Source organism: Microbacterium sp. SMR1 (assembly GCF_003289625.1).
GTDB classification, from domain to species: domain Bacteria; phylum Actinomycetota; class Actinomycetes; order Actinomycetales; family Microbacteriaceae; genus Microbacterium; species Microbacterium plantarum.
This window is the reverse complement of record NZ_QMBN01000001.1, coordinates 416,506-434,111: the sequence shown is the minus strand read 5'-3', so window position 1 is coordinate 434,111 and position 17,606 is coordinate 416,506. Positions and strand designations below refer to the sequence as shown.

Below are 17,606 nucleotides of genomic sequence, written 5' to 3'. Positions count from 1 at the left end.
CTACTGCAGCTCCGTGTCTCAGACGAGCGAGCGCAGCACGTACTGCAGGATGCCGCCGTTGCGGTAGTAGTCGGCCTCACCGGGGGTGTCGATGCGCACGATCGCGTCGAACTCGACCGTCTGCTTGCCCTCGGGCGAGAACTCGCTCGGCTCGGCGACGACCTTCACCGTCTTCGGGGTGACGCCTTCGTTCAGCTGCTCGAGGCCCGTGATCGAGATGATCTCGGTGCCGTCGAGTCCCAGCGACTTCCAGCTCTCACCGGCGGGGAACTGCAGCGGGACGACGCCCATGCCGATCAGGTTCGAGCGGTGGATGCGCTCGAAGCTCTCGGTGATGACGGCCTTCACGCCGAGGAGGTTGGTGCCCTTCGCCGCCCAGTCGCGTGACGAGCCCGAGCCGTACTCCTTGCCGCCGAAGATGACGAGCGGCGTACCCTGCGCCTGGTAGTTCTGGCTCGCGTCGTAGATGAACGACTGCGGGCCGCCCTCCTGGGTGAAGTCGCGCGTGTAGCCGCCCTCGACGACCTTGCCGTCGTTGACCGCTGCCGTGAGCTCGTTCTTCAGACGGATGTTGGCGAAGGTTCCGCGGATCATGACCTCGTGGTTGCCACGGCGCGAGCCGTAGGAGTTGAAGTCCTTCTGCGCGACGCCGTGCTCGGTGAGGTACTGCGCGGCCGGGGTGCCGGCCTTGATGTTTCCGGCCGGGCTGATGTGGTCGGTGGTGACCGAGTCGCCCAGCGTCGCCATGACGCGCGCACCGGTGATGTCGGCGACCGGGGTCAGCTCCATCTGCATGCCGTCGAAGTACGGCGCCTTGCGGACGTAGGTCGAGTCCTCGTCCCACTCGAACACCGGGCCGGTCGGCGTGGGCAGGTTCTTCCAGCGCTCGTCACCGTCGAACACGGTGGCGTACTGCTTGATGAACTGCTCACGCGAGATCGACGAGTCGATGATCTCCTGGACCGCATCGGGAGCGGGCCAGATGTCCTTGAGGAAGACGTCGTTGCCGTCCGAGTCCTTGCCGAGCGCATCGGTCTCGAAGTCGAAGTTCATCGACCCGGCCAGCGCATAGGCCACGACCAGCGGCGGCGAGGCCAGGTAGTTCATCTTGACGTCGGGGCTGATGCGGCCTTCGAAGTTGCGGTTGCCCGAGAGCACCGCGGTGACCGCGAGGTCGTTCTCGTTGATCGCGGCCGAGACCTCTTCGATCAGCGGGCCGGAGTTTCCGATGCAGATCGTGCAGCCGTAGCCGACGGTGTAGAAGCCGAGGTTCTCGAGGTCCTTGTCGAGGCCGGACTTCTCGTAGTAGTCGGTGACGACCTTCGAGCCGGGGCCGAGCGTCGTCTTGACCCACGGCTTGCGCGTGAGGCCGCGCTCCGAGGCCTTGCGGGCCAGCAGACCTGCGGCGATCATGACCGACGGGTTCGACGTGTTGGTGCACGACGTGATGGCCGCGAGCGTCACTGCGCCGTTGTCGAGCATGTAGCTCTCGCCCGACGGCTGCGTGACCTTCACCGGGTTGGATGCCGCATGGCGTGCGCCGCTCGAGAGCAGACCCGCGTGCGCGTGGTCGTGCTGGTGCGAGACGGTGTCGTCGGAGTGGGTCTCGTGCTCGACGCCCGGGGCGTTGCCCGGGTCGGACGCCGGGAAGGTGCCCTCGACCTCGACGGCCTCGTCGGCGGCCGTCGCGTAGTTGAGGATGTCCTTCGCGAACTGCTCCTTCGACTCCGACAGGAGGATGCGGTCCTGCGGGCGCTTCGGGCCGGCGATCGACGGGACGACCGTCGAGAGGTCGAGCTCCATGTACTCGCTGTAGCTCGGCTCGTTCGCGGGGTCGTGCCAGAGCGACTGCTCCTTCGCGTACGCCTCGACGAGGGCGACGGTCTGCTCGTCGCGGCCGGTCAGGCGCAGGTAGTCGAGCGTGACGTCGTCGATGGGGAACATCGCGGCGGTCGACCCGAACTCGGGGCTCATGTTGCCGATCGTGGCGCGGTTCGCGAGCGGGACGGACCCGACGCCGGCGCCGTAGAACTCGACGAACTTGCCGACCACGCCGTGCTTGCGCAGCATGTCGGTGATCGTCAGCACGACGTCGGTCGCGGTGACGCCCGCGGGGATCTCGCCGGTGAGCTTGAAGCCCACGACGCGCGGGATGAGCATCGACACGGGCTGACCGAGCATCGCGGCCTCGGCCTCGATGCCGCCGACACCCCAACCCAGGACACCGAGGCCGTTGACCATCGTGGTGTGCGAGTCGGTGCCGACACAGGTGTCGGGGTACGCACGGAGCACACCGTCGACGTTGCGGTCGTAGATGACCTTCGCGAGGTGCTCGATGTTCACCTGGTGGACGATGCCGGTGCCCGGGGGGACGACCTTGAAGTCGTCGAACGCGCCCTGACCCCAACGGAGGAACTGGTAACGCTCGCCGTTGCGCTCGTACTCGATCTCGACGTTGCGCTCGAGGGCGTTCTCGCTGCCGAAGAGATCGGCGATGACCGAGTGGTCGATGACCATCTCGGCGGGCGAGAGCGGGTTGATGCGGTTGGGGTCACCGCCGAGCGCGGTCACCGCCTCGCGCATCGTGGCGAGATCGACGATGCAGGGCACGCCCGTGAAGTCCTGCATCACGACGCGGGCCGGGGTGAACTGGATCTCGGTGTCGGGCTCTGCCGAGGCGTCCCACGAACCCAGCGCGCGGATCTGCTCCTGCGTCACGTTCGCGCCGTCCTCGGTGCGCAGGAGGTTCTCGAGCAGCACCTTGAGGCTGAAGGGAAGACGGTCGTAACCCTCGACCGTGTCGATCCGGAAGATCTCGTAGTCGGTGCTGCCGACCGTCAGGGTGCTCTTGGCTCCGAAGCTGTCAACAGTGGACACGTCTGCTCTCCTTCATCGGCGGGCCGCGCGCTCGCGCGCACTGTCCCATCATCCCCTCGCCGCACCGGTCGATCTAGTGAGGCGACCCTTAGTCGGATCGGGGGAAATTTATCTTGACGTCAAGATAAATGTATCACTCGGCGGGCCGCTTATAGAGCGCCCGCACGGCGAGCCAGGTGACGGCCGCGAGCGGGGCGAACAGCGGCAGGCCCATGACGAGCTTCAGGGTTCCGAGGGCGGCGACTTCGTCGGCGAAGTACAGCGGCAGTTGCACGGCGAGCCTGAGGTAGAAGAGCCCCGCCCAGGCGATCGCGAGCCAGAAGTAGACGCGGCGCTTGCGCTTGTCACGCCTCCAGGCGACGCCCTCGTTCATGAGGAATCCGGCGGCGAGTCCGATGAGCGACCATCCGATGAGGGCCGAGACCAGGAAGGCGGTCCCGTAAGCCGCATTGGTGATCAGACCCGGGATGAAGTTGTCCTGCCCCCGCCCCGTCCACAGCGCCAGCCCCGCGGCCGCAGCGGTCGCGATGAGACCTCCGAATGCGGCTCCTGCCGGGCCGCGCTGGATGAGGCGCAGCAGCGTGAACACCGCGGCGACGCCGACCGACAGTCCGAGCGACAGCCAGAGATTCGCCTCACGGGTCTGCGGGTCCGTCGTGAGCGTGAACACGACGATGAAGACCAAGCCGGGGAGGACGGCCTCGACGATGCCGCGGAAACCGCCCATCGCGCGCCAGACGACGCCCCCGGTCGAAGCCTCGGTGTCGGGATCGAAACCGGCCTTGCGCGCAGCCTCGCCGAGCGCGGCTCCGAGAACGCCCGAGGTCGAGGCCGCCGGCTCGGGCGGGGTGAGATCGGCGGGGCGCTCGGTCGCGGCCTCGCGCCGTTCGTCAGCGCTCACGCCGAGCCGGGGGTCGCCGGCATCTTGAGCGGGATGAGGTCACGCGGCGGCATCGGCGATCCGCCGCGGACGACCACGAGCGACCGGAAGAGATCCTCGACCTGCGCAGCCGCGTCGACGTCATTGGTCGCCGCACCGCCGATGACGCCTCGGAGGAACCACCGCGGCCCGTCGACGCCGACGAAACGTGCGAGACGCTTTCCGCTGCCCTCCGCCCCGGCCATCACGGGGACCTCGGCGAGCAGCTCCGGGCCGAGCGGGCCTTCGCGCTCCTCGACGCGACCGCCCTGCTGGCGCACCTGCTGGCGGATCTGCTCGCGCGTCTCCTCCCAGAGCCCCGTCGAACGGGGCGCTGCGAACGGCTGGACCTGAAGCGTCGAACCGGCGTAGTCGAGACCGACCGCGACAATGCGCTTCGTCTGTTCCTCGACCTCGAGACGCAGGTTCAGCCCCTCGCGCGGCAGCACCTTGATACCGCCCAGATCGATGTACGGACGAACCGGGTTGGCCTCGGACTCGTCGAAGGGGCCTGCCGTGGCCCGGTCGGCGGGTGCCGACTTCGCGTCGTCGCTCATGCGGGTACTCCTGTCTGCTGCTGATAGCCGGTCGAGCCGAAACCGCCCTCACCGCGAACGCTCTCGGGCAGGGTGTCGACGGGGATGAAGCGGGCCCGGGTGACGGGCATGACGATCAGTTGGGCGATGCGGTCGCCGGGCGCGATGTCGTACGGCTCGGCGGTGTCGGTGTTCAGGAGCGTGACCTTGATCTCTCCGCGGTACCCGGCGTCGACCGTTCCCGGCGAGTTGACCACGGTGATCCCGTGCTTCGCCGCGAGCCCGCTGCGCGGCACGACGAAGGCGGCGAAGCCGTCCGGCAGGGCGATTCGGACACCGGTCCCCACGAGTGCGCGCTGCCCGGGCTCGAGCCGCAGCTGCTCGACGGACACGAGATCTGCTCCGGCATCTCCGGGATGGGCGTAAACGGGAACGTCGGCGGCGATAATGGGGACGTCCACGGATTCGGTCACCCCACGAGGCTAATGCACAGTTCCGCCCCCGCCACCTCGCCCGCCACAAGCTACCGCGAGCGCCTGAGCCCATCCCTGTGGGCTCTGGTGAGCGCCGCCGTCTGCGGGCCGATGGTCGCTCTCGTGCTCGCCCCGCTCGACTCGGTGGTCGGGCTCATCGCCGGCATCGCCGTGGGAGCCCTCGTCGTGGCGGGACTCATCTCCCTCTCACCGGTGATCGAAGTCACCGGCGAGCGGCTCCGAGTCGGGCGCGCGAGCATCGAGCTCACCTACCTCGGCGAGATCGAGACGTTCACCGGTGACGCCGCGCGGCAGGCACGCGGGCCCGGCCTGTCGTCGAGTTCCTGGCACCTTCTGCGTGGCGGCATCGACGGAGTCGTACGGATCGCGATCGAAGACGACGACGATCCGGTCACCCACTGGGTGTTCTCCTCGCGGACGCCCGCCCGCGTCGCCGCGGTGATCGAGAGCGCCCGCGCGACCGCCGCCCCGGCCGGCCCCGACGCGTAACGCCGCTCGGTAAAAGACAGACCCCCGACGCCGGAGCGTCGAGGGTCAGCGAAGGTCGTGCGATCAGGCCGCGCACTCGGTGCAGATGGCGCCGACCTTGGTCTCGTGATCGATCTGAGTGCGGTGCTTCACGAGGAAGCACTCCATGCACGTGAACTCGTCCTCCTGCGGGGGCAGGACGACGACATCGAGTTCGAGGTCCGAGAGGTCGGCCCCGGGCAGCTCGAAGCCCGACGGGTTGTCGGCGTCCTCGTTGTCGATCGAGCCCGACGACTTGTCGGGCACGCGCTCCTTCAGGGCCTCGATCGACTCGCTGTCGTCCTCGGTCTTGCGGGGTGCGTCGTAATCCGTAGCCATGTCGAAAGGCCTCTACTTCCAGGTGTTGCCGGTTGCCGCGCCGAGTGGGGCGGCGATAGTTTGCATGACCGGCGCGATTTTCGCAAAACGTCGCGGAAGATCCTTCCGGGAACGGATGCGCACGACCGGTTCGCCCCCCGAAACCGGCGGCGCGCCCCGGATATTCCCGCGGTGCCCGGATGCCTGTGACACCATGACGGCACACGTATCGCTGGGAGGGTTCTGCGCATGGAACAGCTCAAGGTCATCGGGACCGAGGAGGGCATCCTCGTCCTCGCCACCGAGTCCGGGGAGCGCTTCGCGTTGCCGGTGAACGAGACGCTGCGCGCCCAGCTGCGCCGCGCCCGGCCGACGGACGAACCGCGGGCCCCTCGCCCCAGCCCGCGCGAGATCCAATCGCACATCCGCTCCGGGATGAGCGCCGCTGACGTCGCCACCCTCCTCGGAGTCCGGGTCGAGGACGTCGCGCGTTACGAGCGCCCGATCATCGCCGAACGCGAGCACATCGTCGGGCAAGCGCTCGCCGTGCCCGTCCTCATCGCAGGCGAGCTGGAGCCCGATGCGCAGCCGACCTTCGGAACGGCGGTTCGCACCAAGCTCAGCGAGGCAGGCGCGACCGGCGAGCGGTGGAGCAGCTGGCGCGAACCCGACGGCTGGATCGTGAAGGTCGAGTTCACGGTCGGCGAGGTGGAGCACGACGCACGGTGGTCGTTCGACCCGCGGCGCTCGTCGCTGGCACCGCTGAACTCGGATGCGACGCAGTTGTCGCGCCAGGGGTCGTTGCCGGAGGGACTGATCCCCCGTCTGCGCGCCCTCGACACGCCGCAGGCCAAGGACGAGTCACGGTTCGACAGCGGCGCCTTCGGGCCGCGGCATCCCGCCGCCGCCGCCGACGCTGACGCGGTCGCGTCGAACTCGCTGCGCAGCACGAACGCGAAGGACGCGGCGATCAAGCGAGCACCCGAGCCGGTCGTGACCTCGTCGGAGACCGCCGATCTGCTCGAAGCGCTCCGGCGTCGCCGGGGGCAGCGTGAGCCGATGCCCGGCGAGGACCGCGGTGCCGACGCGCGGGAACGCACTCCGGTCGCCCTCTTCGATGCCCTGGAGGCCGGTCAGCGCGAGCCAGCCGAGCCTGCGCCGTCCGAACCCGAGACGCCGAAGACCGAGCCCGCGAGCGAGGATTCCGCGCCCGAGACTCGCCGTCGCGGTGGCCGCACGTCGATGCCCTCGTGGGACGAGATCGTCTTCGGCGCTCGCAGCGAGGACGCCTGACCGCTCAGGCGAAAGCGCCGAGACGGACCAGCGGGACGATCCGCTCCTGATCCGTCAGAGATCCGTGCTGGCCGACCATGCGCTGCGGTTTCTTGTCGGCGAGACGATCGTCGTAGTAGGCCACCGCTGAGCGCGCGGCGACCAGCACGTCGCCGATCCGCGGTACGACCTCGGGGTGCACCGGTCCGAACAGCCCGGCGTCGATCGCCTCCTCGCGCGTCACGACCCAGGAGCGATCCGACTCCGCGTCGCGCCAGCGCGAAGCGACCCGTTCGGCCGCGCCGTCCGACGCATAGAGGTGCAGCATCCGCGGCTCGCCGCCGATGACTTCGACCTCGTCGACGAGCGGGTCCCCCTCTCCGAGCAGCACATGCCGGTGGGCGGGAACGTCGATCATGCCGTGGTCGGCCGTCAGCACCGCGCCGATCCCGGGTGCCAGTTGACGGTCCCAGCGCCGCAGCTCGGCGTCGAGCGACTCCAGCTCGGCCGACCACCGGTCGCTCTCCCAGCCCTGCGCGTGCCCGATGACGTCGAGCTCGGGAATGTAGACGTAGATGAGGGACCCATCATGAGCGCCCGCGAGGGCCTCAGCCATCGCGAGACGCTCGCCGATCCCCGTGGCCGCGACGAACTCGGCGCCGCGCACCGTCGCAGTCGTGAACCCCGTGCCGGCGTACTGCGCCCGGCTCACGACGAAACAGCGTCTTCCCCCGGCGACCTCGCGCTCGAAGACCGGCTGCGCGCGCTGCCACGAGAGCGGATCGAGCCCGTCTTGCTCCCACCCCGTCAGCTGATTGGGAGCGGATGCGGTGCCCGGCACGCGGACGCGATAGCCGACGATGCCGTGCTCACCCGGAAGCACGCCGGTGAAGAGACTGCTCAGGGCGGCGGCGGTCGTCGCCGGGAACACCGTGCGAGCGGCATCCCGCTTGGCCATCCGCTCGGAGAGAAACCGGGCGTAAGCGGCCCGCTGAGCGAGGTTGCCGCGCCCCAGCCCGTCGGCGACGATGACGATCGCCGATCGCGCCGGAGCGAACCAGTCGGATCGACCCGAGACGGAGGCGATCAGCTGCGACAGCACACCGGTGAGGCTCCGGGCCGTGGGCGGGTCGATCGGTAGGCTGGAGGGCATCGCGGACAGTCTCGCACACCCGGCATCCGCACTCCCATCCCCGATCGAGGTCCGTACAGCTCCATGGCCGCATCCCGCACCGCTTCACCCGTCCCCGACCAGCCGGAGCGCATCGAGGACGTCGACGTCTCGGCGGAGATGCAGGGTTCGTTCCTCGAGTACGCGTATTCGGTCATCTACTCCCGCGCGCTTCCCGACGCGCGTGACGGCCTCAAGCCCGTGCAGCGGCGCATCCTCTTCCAAATGGCCGACATGGGCCTCCGTCCTGACAAGGGACACGTCAAGAGCGCCCGCGTCGTGGGCGAAGTCATGGGAAAGCTGCACCCGCACGGCGACTCCGCGATCTACGACGCGCTCGTCCGTCTCGCACAGGACTTCGCTCTGCGCGTGCCCCTGGTCGACGGACACGGCAACTTCGGCTCGCTCGACGACGGGCCCGCGGCAGCGCGGTACACCGAGGCCCGGCTGGCGCCCTCCGCGCTCGCCCTGACCGAGAACCTCGACGAGGACGTCGTCGACTTCGTCCCGAACTACGACGGACAGTTCCAGCAGCCGGCTGTCCTTCCCGCCGCATACCCGAACCTGCTCGTCAACGGAACGACGGGCATCGCCGTCGGTATGGCGACGAACATGGCGCCGCACAACCTCATCGAGGTCGTGGCGGCAGCCGTGCACCTGCTCGAGAACCCCGACGCGACGCTCGACGAGCTCATGGAGTTCGTGCCGGGCCCCGACCTGCCCGGCGGCGGCGTGATCGTCGGACTCGATGGCATCAAGGATGCCTATACCAACGGGCGCGGCACCTTCCGCACCCGCGCGAAGGTGTCGGTCGAGTCGCTCGGACCACGACGCACCGGTCTCGTCGTGACCGAGCTGCCGTACATGGTCGGCCCCGAGCGGATCATCGAGAAGATCAAGGATGCCGTCAACGCCAAGAAGCTGACCGGCATCTCGGATGTCCAGGACTTCACCGATCGCAACCACGGGCTGCGCCTCGTCATCACGATCAAGACGGGCTTCGACCCGAACGCGGTGCTCGAGCAGCTCTACCGGCTGACCCCGCTCGAGGACTCGTTCGGCATCAACAACGTCGCGCTGGTGGAGGGACAGCCCCAGACGCTCGGACTCAAAGAGCTGCTGCGCGTCTACCTCGACCATCGCATCGAGGTCGTCACACGGCGCAGCCGGTACCGCTTGGCCAGGAAGCAGGAGCGCCTGCACCTCGTCGAGGGCCTGCTCATCGCGATCCTCGACATCGACGAGGTCATCCAGGTCATCCGCGCGTCCGACGACGGGGAGCAGGCGAGGACGCGACTGATCGACGTCTTCGATCTCTCGCAGCCGCAGGCCGAATACATCCTCGAACTGCGTCTACGCCGCCTGACGAAGTTCTCCCGCATCGAGCTCGAGACCGAGCGCGACCAGTTGAAGGCCGAGATCGCGCACCTCGAGGAGCTTCTCGCGAGTGACGTGCTGCTCCGAGCCCAGGTGGCCCGCGAGCTCGAGGCGGCCGCCGACACGTACGGCACGCCGCGTCGCACGCTGCTGCTCAACGGCGGGCCCGTGACTGCACGCTCGGGCAAGAAGGCCGGCGCCGACCTGCAGATCGCCGACGCGCCCTGCCGCGTGTTCCTGTCGGCCACGGGCCGCATGGTCCGCGCAGAGCTCGGCGAAGATCTTCTCAGCAGCGGCATCGTCCCGCCTGCGCGACGGAGCAAGCACGACGCCATCCGATCTGCCGTCGACGCGACGGTCCGTGGCGACCTCGGCGCCGTCACCAGCACCGGGCGTCTCGTCCGCTTCTCGCCCGTCGATCTGCCCTCGGTTCCCGGCAACAGCGTCCAGCTCGCGGCCGGCTCGAAGGCCGACCAGTACCTCGGACTCGGCGCGAACGAGCACGTCGTGGCCATCGTGCCGTTGACCGGCGAACCGCCGATCGCGCTCGGCACCGCTCAGGGCGTGGTCAAGCGCGTCGCGGCCACCGAGCTCGCGCCCGGCAAGCCCGACGCCGAGATCATCTCGCTCAAGCCCGGTGATCGCGTCGTCGGCGCTGCGCCCGCCCCCGACGGGACCGAGCTGGTCTTCGTCACCTCCGATGCTCAGCTGCTGCGATTCGACGCGGCTGCGGTGCGGCCGCAGGGTCGAGCGGCCGGCGGCATGGCGGGCGTCCGCGTCGCAGACGGCGAGCGAGTCATCGCGTTCAGCGCCGTGACGGCGTCCGAGAACACCGTCGTCGTCACGATCGCCGGGTCGACGCAGTCGCTCGCCGGTGCTGACGCCGGCAGCGGCAAGGTGTCCGCGTTCTCGGAGTTCCCGGCGAAGGGCCGCGCGACCGGCGGCGTCCGTGCGCAGCGCTTCCTGCGCGGCGAAGACACGCTGACCCTGGCGTGGGTGGGCGACTCCCCCCGCGCGGTCGGTCCTGACGGTGCGACCCGCGCTCTGCCCGAGGCCGGAGCCAAGCGCGACGCGTCAGGCCAGCCTCTGGATGGCGTGATCGGTGCGGTCGGCACCGTCGTCGCCTGAGCCGCCGGCCCCCGAACCTCGGAGAATGACGTCGACCTCGGACCCCTAGCCGGGATGCCTCCGAGGCTCGCGTCGTCCTCCGAGTCTCGTGCGCGCCGCCGCGGCGTGGGTCAGGCGTCGATGGCCTCGCGCGAGAGGCGGTCGCTCGAGGTGACGATGAAGTCGCGGCGCGGCGCGACCTCGTTGCCCATGAGCAGCTCGAAGACGGCGTTGGCCGCATCGGCGTCCTCGACACGGACACGGCGGAGCGTACGGCCGGCACGATCCATCGTGGTCGTCGCCAGCTGATCGGCATCCATCTCGCCGAGACCCTTGTAGCGCTGCACGGGCTCCTGCCATTTCCGCCCGGACTTGCGGAGCTTCGTGAGCAGCCCGTGGAGTTCGGCCTCGGAGTACGTGTAGATCGTCTCGTTCGGCTTCGACCCCGGGTTGACGACGACTACGCGGTGCAGCGGCGGAACCGCAGCGAACACGCGACCCTCCTCGATGAGCGGTCGCATGTACCGGAAGAAGAGCGTGAGCAGCAGGGTACGGATGTGCGCGCCGTCGACGTCGGCGTCGCTCATCAGGATGACCTTGCCGTAGCGAGCCGCGCTCAGGTCGAACGAGCGTCCCGACCCCGCGCCGATCACCTGGATGATGGCGGCGCATTCGGCGTTGGAGAGCATGTCGCTGACCGACGCCTTCTGCACGTTGAGGATCTTCCCGCGAATGGGGAGCAGCGCCTGATACTCGCTGTTGCGGGCGTGCTTGGCGGTGCCGAGCGCCGAGTCACCCTCGACGATGAACAGCTCGGACTCGGCCACGTCGTTGCTGCGGCAGTCCGCGAGCTTCGCCGGCAGCGACGAGGACTCGAGAGCGGTCTTGCGCCGCTGCGTCTCCTTGTGGGTGCGCGCCGAGATGCGCGCCTTCATCTCGGAGACGACCTTCTCGAGCAGCTGCCCGGTCTGCGCTTTGTCGTCGCGTCTGGTGGATGAGAACAGCGCACCCAGTTCACGGTTGACGACGGATGCCACGATCTGCCGCACCGCCGGTGTTCCGAGGATCTCCTTGGTCTGGCCCTCGAACTGGGGCTCGGGCAGACGGACCGTCAGGACCGCGGTGAGCCCGGCCAGGATGTCGTCCTTCTCCAGCTTGTCGTTGCCGACCTTCAGGCGCCGAGCGTTCTGCTCGACCTGGCTGCGGATGATCTTCATCAGACCCTGCTCGAAGCCCTGCTGGTGGGTTCCGCCCTTCGGAGTCGCGATGATGTTCACGAACGACCGGGTGACGGTCTCGTAGCTCGTGCCCCACCGCAGCGCGATGTCGACCTCGCACGATCGCTCGACCTCGGTCGGGACCATCGCACCGTTGGCCTGGAGCACGGGCACGGTCTCGGTGAAGTTTCCCGAGCCCGTCAGCCGCCAAGTATCGGTGATCGGGGCATCCGGAGCGAGGAACTCGGCGAACTCGGAAATGCCGCCGTCGAAGCGATAACTCGTCTCGACCCGCTCCTCGCCGCGCTCGTCGACGATGACGATCTCGAGACCAGGGACGAGGAAGGCGGTCTGCCGCGCCCGCTGCACGAGCTCTTCGAGATGGAAAGCGGCATCCTTCGTGAAGATCTGACGGTCGGCCCAATAGCGGATGCGGGTACCGGTCGTGCCCCGGGGCGCCTTGCCGACCACACGCAGCTCGGACGAGCGCTCGAACGGGGTGAACTCCGAGTCGGGCGTTTCGCCGGCGAAGAGGCCCGGCTCGCCGCGGTGGAACGACATCGCGTAGGTCTTGCCGGCACGGTCGACCTCGACGTCGAGGCGCTCGGACAGCGCGTTGACGACCGAGGCGCCGACACCGTGGAGACCACCCGACGCCGCGTACGAGCCGCCTCCGAACTTGCCGCCGGCATGCAGCTTGGTGAAGACGACCTCGACACCGGTCAGACCGGTGCGGGGCTCGACGTCGACGGGGATGCCGCGGGCGCGGTCACGCACCTCGACGCTGCCGTCGGCATGCAGCACGATGTCGATGCGCGATCCGTACCCGCCCAGGGCCTCGTCGACGGAGTTGTCGATGATCTCCCAGAGGCAGTGCATGAGGCCGCGGGAGTCGGTCGAGCCGATGTACATGCCGGGGCGTTTGCGGACGGCCTCGAGCCCTTCGAGCACCTGGAGGTGGTGGGCGGAATACTCAGCAGTCACGATCTCCAAGCGTATCCGTGGGCGACGACACGGAGGGGAGGACACACGAGGTCACGGCGGTCCCGGTCAGGTCTGCGCGCGGTGAGCGTACGCGCAGAGCGAAATGCACGTCAAATGGGGCATACCCCCGGCTGGTCGTGGTTGTATCGAAGGCACTCAGTTGCACGACCCGATCGACCGAGGAGGCACCCATCATGACCACGAACACTTCCGAGAGCACCGCCGTCCTCGAACACCGCCTGACTGCGGCAGATCGCTGTGACTCGTGCGGCGCACAGGCTTACATCGCCGCGGAGGTGAACGGCAGCGAGCTCCTCTTCTGCGCCCACCACGGCCGCAAGTACGAAGAGAAGCTCCGCGCCGTCGCCACCAGCTGGCACGACGAGACCTCGCGCCTCGTCGCAGCCGGCTGAGGACGGCCTCACGACGAAAGCCCCGAGCATCGCGCTCGGGGCTTTCGCGTACCGGGGAACCGCGGCGCAGTTCCGGTCGTCAGGTCAGAACCCGACGGCCGCCTGGTACACGGGAAGCAGGCCGGTGCGCACGCCCGAGGCCGACGGCTTGGGCTGGAACACGCTCGAGTTGTGATTGCCCTCGATGACGACCGGACCGTTCGGCGTGACCGCCAGGTCCCATCCGACGTAGGGCGCCTCCGGCGTCCGGCGAGCCAGCTGTTCGGTTAGCGCGAGCACCTGGTCGAACAACGGAACGGTGAAGCCGACGATCGGGGTGCCGGTCACGGGGTGCTCGCGGTAGACGTTCGAGTTCTTGTCCACGCCCGGGTAGAGCGCGACGCCGTGCTCGTCGAGCATCGTGAACATCCCGCCCGAGGCGAAGTTGTCGATGACGTCGCCGTTGCCGATCCGCAGCACCCCGGCGAGGAGGCGTACATCGCCCTCGGGGGTGAGGAACGTGATCATCCGCACCGTGTTGACGCTGTCGGGGTAGAGCGAGGCCATCTCGGGATGCTGCACGATGAACTCGTCGACGATCGACTGCCCGGCGGCGGTGGCCTCGGCGCGGAAGGCCGCGGCATCCGTCACGTTCTCGTGCAGGGTGATCCCGCCGCCGCCGTGGCCGTCGAGCGGCTTCGCCAGCACCTTCGAGTGGCGGCCGAGGAACGCACCGAGTTCCGCGTCGTCGACATCGCGCAGGTCGAGCGTTTCGCGGCCGAGCAGGTCGGCGTACTCGCGAGCGAAGCGGCGCTTGTCCTCCAGCTTCGCGCGCCCCTCGGGCGTGTTGTGCATGCGGGTGATCCGGAACGACTTCGGGTGCGTCATCCAGGTAGCGCGCTCGCGCGCATTCAGCAGACGGATGTCCCAGACCGCGTAATCGCGGAAACCCATGTCGTACTTGACCGAGCACCAGAGCATGTCGGCGATGATCAGCGGCAGCGGCGCCTTCGATACCTTCTGAACCTGGCGCCCGAACTCGACGAGGTTGCCGACCCGGACGTTGCGGGCACGGTCGAGGAGGTAGCCCAGCCGGACGCGTGATCGACCCATTGCTCGTTCTCTCCGTGTTTCTCGGTGTTCCGGTGGCGGATCCAGCGGACCTCAGAAGCGCATGGCGGCGCGGTAGCGCGGCAGCAGCCCGCGCCGGATCCCCGACACCGACGGCTTCGATTGGAACACACCCGTGTTGTGATTGCCCTCGATGACGACGGGCCGCTCGGGCGTGATCGCGATGTCCCAGCCGATGTACGGCATCTCGGGAACCCGCCGGGCGAGCCGATCGACGAGCTCGAGCACCTGCGGGTAGAGCGGAACCTGGTAGCCGGTGATCGGGACCCCGGTGATCGGGTGCGTCTCGAAGGGGCGGCCTTCTTCATCGCTCGCGGCGTGGAGGGCACGGCCCTCGTCGTCGAGCATCGTGTACATGCCGCCGTTGGAGAAGTTGTCGATAACTCCCCCATTGCCCACCTTCAGCACCGAGGCGAGGACGTGAACGACGTCGTCGGGGTCTCGATAGGTCACCACGCGTAGCGAGTTGACGCTGCCGGGATACAGGCGCGCCATCTCCGGATGCTGCACCAAGACCTCTTCGACGAGCGCCTCACCCGACGCCAGAAGCTCCTCGCGAAGCGCGGCGACGTCATCGATCGAGGCGACCTCGCGCATCGTGATGCCGTTGCCGCCGACTCCCCCGGGGTTCTTGGTGATGACGCGGTCGCGACCGTCGAGGAAAGCGGCGAGGGCCGCCGTGTCGGAGGTGGTGACATCGAGCCACGCCCGGCCGAGCTCGTCACCGAACCGCTGGGCGAACTGAAGCTTGTCGTCGAAGACGCCGCGCACCGAGTTGTCGTTGAGACGCCGCGACAGGTGGAACGACTTCGGGTCGGTCATGTACGTCCGGCGCTCACGCGCCTTCAGGATCCGGAAATCCCACTCCGAATAGTTCTCGAAGGTCGTCTCGTAGCGAACGGCGCACCACGCCATGTCGGCGGCGACCCACCACACCGGCGCCTTCGAGAGCGCAGCGGACTGGCGGGCGAACTGGAGCACCCGCTCGCGGTCGAACGATGAGACGCGACGGACGAAGAAACGCGCACGCCGGTAGAGCCGATTCACCGCTCCCACGTCAGACCTCGCGGATGACGCCGAGCGGCGTCGACTCGTGGCCTTGACCGAGCGGGTTGTCGCGGAGGATCCGCACGAGCCGCTGCTCTCCGGCCTTATCGAGCGTCGAGCCGAGGATGTTGCCGCCGATGTCGTTGATGTCGACCACCGCGACCTCGGCGACGCCGCCCAGCTGCGACTTGATCCGCGCGGCGACACCCTTCGGGTCGGTAGGCCCGAGGACGACCGCCTTGTTGTAGGGCGGGATGGTTCCGGACGTGGGCCCGTCGATGGCGCGCGCCTTGTCTCCGGCCACGCGGTAGAAGTCACCCCGGCGGCCGAAGACCTTCGTGACGGCGCTGACGGCGGCGGCGAAGAGGATGCGCGGCGTGCCGCACTCGCGAAGTGCCATCTCCATCGTCTCGGGCATGCCGAGGCCGATGCCGTACGGGGTGCGCGTGACGTACTTCGACAGGAATCGGGCGAGCGGGCGCACCTCGATCTCGTCGAGCGTGTAGGAACGACCCTGCGTGATCGCCACGATCTTCTCGGTGACGAAGAGCAGGTCTTCCGGCTGGACGGTGGACGTGGCGTACTCCGAGATGACGGCCTCGAGATCGTCGCCCGGCATCACCACGCGGGTGCGGATCGGGATCCGCGCGTAGGACGTGCCGTCGACGACGACCTCGAGAGCCTTGCCCTCGTTGGCGGCGCCGGTCACTCGAGGTAGTCCCGGAGCGACTGCGAACGCGACGGGTGGCGCAGCTTCGCCATCGTCTTCGACTCGATCTGACGGATGCGCTCGCGAGTCACACCGAACGTGTCGCCGATCTGGTCGAGCGTCTTCGGCTGGCCGTCGCCGAGGCCGAAGCGCATGCGGATGACGCCGGCCTCGCGCTCGCTGAGCGAGTCGAGGAGCGACTCGAGCTGACGCTGCAGCATGGTGAAGCCGACCGCGTCGGCCGGGACGACCGCCTCGGTGTCCTCGATGAGGTCACCGAACTCGCTGTCGCCGTCTTCACCGAGGGGTGTGTGCAGCGAGATCGGCTCACGACCGTACTTCTGCACCTCGATGACCTTCTCGGGGGTCATGTCGAGTTCACGGCTCAGCTCTTCGGGCGTGGGCTCGCGTCCGAGGTCCTGCAGCATCTGACGCTGCACGCGGGCGAGCTTGTTGATGACCTCGACCATGTGCACCGGGATGCGGATCGTACGGGCCTGGTCTGCCATGGCGCGCGTGATCGCCTGACGGATCCACCACGTCGCATAGGTCGAGAACTTGAAGCCCTTCGTGTAGTCGAACTTCTCGACGGCACGGATGAGACCGAGGTTGCCCTCCTGGATGAGGTCGAGGAACTGCATCCCGCGGCCGGTGTAGCGCTTGGCGAGCGAGACGACCAGACGCAGGTTAGCTCCCAGAAGGTGGCTCTTGGCGCGCTGACCGTCACGTGCGACCCACTGCAGGTCGAGACCGAGCTGGTTCGACTTCTCGGCCGCCGACATGTGGGAGAGCTTCTCTTCGGCGAAGAGTCCGGCTTCGATGCGCATCGCGAGCTCGACCTCTTCGGCCGCGTTCAGCAGCGGGACCTTGCCGATCTGCTTGAGGTAGTCCTTGACCGGGTCCGCCGTCGCGCCGGTGATCTGCGTCGAGTAGACGGGGACGTCCTCCTCGTCGCTCGACGAGATGACGATGGCGCCGGTCGGCAGCGCCTCGGTGACGACGGGCTTCTTCGACTCGTCGTCGTCCTCGTCGTCGTCGGCCTTGGCCGCATCGCCCGCGGGGGCGGCGTCGTCGGTCACGTCGTCGGTGTCGACCTCGACGTCGTCCTCGACGTCCTCGTCGTCCATCTCTTCGTCGTCGGCCTTGGCCTTCGCCTTGGAAGCCTTCGCGGGGGCGGCCTTCTTCGCGGCGGTCTTCTTCGCAGGCGCCTTCTTCGCGGCGCTCTTGGGCGCAGCCTTCGCTGCGGTAGCGGGCGCGTCCTCGACGAGTTCGGTGTCCTCGCTCGCGCGGGTGCGGGTGGTCTTCGTGCCTGACGTCACGGTTAGCCTCTCACCGGTGCGAACGCACCGGGTTCTCGGACACTAGTAAGACCCTTGTCAAGTCCCCCGCCACTCGAACGACGAGGAGCACAGGATCGACAACGGGTCAGGTCCTTCATTGTCTCATATCTCGTGCGCTGTTCCTGCGCAAGCATTCATTCCTATGAGAACGCCGACGGCCTACGGGGCATTCCCACCATCGGAGATGACCAGGGCCGGAGGGGCAAGC

General features: G+C 68.3%; 15 protein-coding genes. 4 read left to right on the top strand and 11 right to left on the bottom strand.

Translation table 11 applies throughout. From position 1 onward, the window contains the following. Positions 1-18: 18 nt before the first annotated feature. The 4 genes from acnA to dut all read right to left on the bottom strand — a co-directional run bounded on the left by acnA (position 19) and on the right by dut (position 4,805). Positions 19-2,877, bottom strand: a complete 2,859-nt coding sequence (acnA, locus tag DO944_RS02080) for an aconitate hydratase AcnA (protein WP_112614176.1) — start codon at positions 2,875-2,877, stop codon at positions 19-21. A gap of 133 nt (positions 2,878-3,010) precedes the next feature. Next, positions 3,011-3,778 carry a DUF3159 domain-containing protein gene (locus DO944_RS02075; RefSeq protein WP_112614174.1) on the bottom strand — a complete coding sequence of 256 codons (768 nt, stop codon included), beginning with the start codon at positions 3,776-3,778 and terminating at the stop codon, positions 3,011-3,013. Continuing rightward, positions 3,775-4,353, bottom strand: coding sequence for a DUF3710 domain-containing protein (locus DO944_RS02070; protein ID WP_112614172.1), 579 nt, complete (start codon positions 4,351-4,353; stop codon positions 3,775-3,777). Before DO944_RS02070 ends, DO944_RS02075 begins: the two co-directional genes overlap by 4 nt. Continuing rightward, positions 4,350-4,805: a dUTP diphosphatase gene (gene dut, locus DO944_RS02065; protein WP_181574120.1), complete on the bottom strand. Its 456-nt coding sequence runs from the start codon at positions 4,803-4,805 to the stop codon at positions 4,350-4,352. Before dut ends, DO944_RS02070 begins: the two co-directional genes overlap by 4 nt. A gap of 12 nt (positions 4,806-4,817) precedes the next feature. Between dut and DO944_RS02060 the strand changes: the two genes are divergently transcribed. Continuing rightward, complete coding sequence (locus tag DO944_RS02060; RefSeq protein ID WP_112614170.1) at positions 4,818-5,315, top strand: DUF3093 domain-containing protein; 498 nt, start codon at positions 4,818-4,820, stop codon at positions 5,313-5,315. 63 nt (positions 5,316-5,378) lie between these two features. Here the strand turns inward: DO944_RS02060 and DO944_RS02055 are convergent, their stop codons facing one another. Then, positions 5,379-5,672, bottom strand: a complete 294-nt coding sequence (locus DO944_RS02055) for a DUF4193 domain-containing protein (protein WP_023951316.1) — start codon at positions 5,670-5,672, stop codon at positions 5,379-5,381. A gap of 228 nt (positions 5,673-5,900) precedes the next feature. On the opposite strand from DO944_RS02055, the gene sepH reads away from it, so the two are divergent. Continuing rightward, positions 5,901-6,944, top strand: a complete 1,044-nt coding sequence (gene sepH, locus DO944_RS02050) for a septation protein SepH (RefSeq protein WP_112614168.1) — start codon at positions 5,901-5,903, stop codon at positions 6,942-6,944. A gap of 4 nt (positions 6,945-6,948) precedes the next feature. On the opposite strand, the gene DO944_RS02045 is transcribed toward sepH, so the two are convergent. Then, positions 6,949-8,076: an alkaline phosphatase family protein gene (locus tag DO944_RS02045; RefSeq protein WP_181574119.1), complete on the bottom strand. Its 1,128-nt coding sequence runs from the start codon at positions 8,074-8,076 to the stop codon at positions 6,949-6,951. 63 nt (positions 8,077-8,139) lie between these two features. Here DO944_RS02045 and DO944_RS02040 point away from each other — a divergent pair, with 63 nt between their 5' ends. Further along, complete coding sequence (locus DO944_RS02040; RefSeq protein WP_112614166.1) at positions 8,140-10,599, top strand: DNA topoisomerase (ATP-hydrolyzing) subunit A; 2,460 nt, start codon at positions 8,140-8,142, stop codon at positions 10,597-10,599. A gap of 110 nt (positions 10,600-10,709) precedes the next feature. On the opposite strand, the gene DO944_RS02035 is transcribed toward DO944_RS02040, so the two are convergent. Next, positions 10,710-12,779, bottom strand: a complete 2,070-nt coding sequence (locus tag DO944_RS02035) for a type IIA DNA topoisomerase subunit B (protein WP_378718247.1) — start codon at positions 12,777-12,779, stop codon at positions 10,710-10,712. A gap of 194 nt (positions 12,780-12,973) precedes the next feature. Between DO944_RS02035 and DO944_RS02030 the strand changes: the two genes are divergently transcribed. Next, positions 12,974-13,192, top strand: coding sequence for a hypothetical protein (locus DO944_RS02030; RefSeq protein WP_112614164.1), 219 nt, complete (start codon positions 12,974-12,976; stop codon positions 13,190-13,192). Between the two features lie 84 nt (positions 13,193-13,276). Here DO944_RS02030 and DO944_RS02025 read toward each other — a convergent pair whose 3' ends face one another. Genes DO944_RS02025 through DO944_RS02010 form a run of 4 tightly spaced genes read right to left on the bottom strand, consistent with a single transcriptional unit; the run spans position 13,277 to position 17,377 of the window. Continuing rightward, positions 13,277-14,284 carry a sugar-transfer associated ATP-grasp domain-containing protein gene (locus tag DO944_RS02025; protein ID WP_112614162.1) on the bottom strand — a complete coding sequence of 336 codons (1,008 nt, stop codon included), beginning with the start codon at positions 14,282-14,284 and terminating at the stop codon, positions 13,277-13,279. A gap of 51 nt (positions 14,285-14,335) precedes the next feature. Then, the gene (locus DO944_RS02020) at positions 14,336-15,349 is read right to left on the bottom strand and encodes a sugar-transfer associated ATP-grasp domain-containing protein (protein ID WP_258524531.1); all 1,014 of its coding nucleotides are present in this window, start codon (positions 15,347-15,349) and stop codon (positions 14,336-14,338) included. A 10-nt stretch (positions 15,350-15,359) separates the two neighbouring features. Then, a complete protein-coding gene (locus DO944_RS02015) occupies positions 15,360-16,058 on the bottom strand; it encodes a coenzyme F420-0:L-glutamate ligase (RefSeq protein WP_112614158.1) in 699 nt (232 codons plus the stop codon). Next, on the bottom strand, positions 16,055-17,377 hold the full coding sequence (locus DO944_RS02010; RefSeq protein ID WP_112614156.1) for an RNA polymerase sigma factor: 1,323 nt from the start codon (positions 17,375-17,377) through the stop codon (positions 16,055-16,057). The genes DO944_RS02015 and DO944_RS02010 overlap by 4 nt, the downstream gene beginning before the upstream one ends. Positions 17,378-17,606 lie beyond the last annotated feature (229 nt).

Coding starts and splice junctions, on each gene's coding strand:
- DO944_RS02070 (WP_112614172.1), bottom strand. CDS start 4,353: ATGAGCGACGACGCGAAGTCGGCACCCGCCGACCGGGCCACGGCAGGC.
- DO944_RS02060 (WP_112614170.1), top strand. CDS start 4,818: ATGCACAGTTCCGCCCCCGCCACCTCGCCCGCCACAAGCTACCGCGAG.
- DO944_RS02055 (WP_023951316.1), bottom strand. CDS start 5,672: ATGGCTACGGATTACGACGCACCCCGCAAGACCGAGGACGACAGCGAG.
- sepH (WP_112614168.1), top strand. CDS start 5,901: ATGGAACAGCTCAAGGTCATCGGGACCGAGGAGGGCATCCTCGTCCTC.
- DO944_RS02045 (WP_181574119.1), bottom strand. CDS start 8,076: ATGCCCTCCAGCCTACCGATCGACCCGCCCACGGCCCGGAGCCTCACC.
- DO944_RS02040 (WP_112614166.1), top strand. CDS start 8,140: ATGGCCGCATCCCGCACCGCTTCACCCGTCCCCGACCAGCCGGAGCGC.
- DO944_RS02030 (WP_112614164.1), top strand. CDS start 12,974: ATGACCACGAACACTTCCGAGAGCACCGCCGTCCTCGAACACCGCCTG.
- DO944_RS02025 (WP_112614162.1), bottom strand. CDS start 14,284: ATGGGTCGATCACGCGTCCGGCTGGGCTACCTCCTCGACCGTGCCCGC.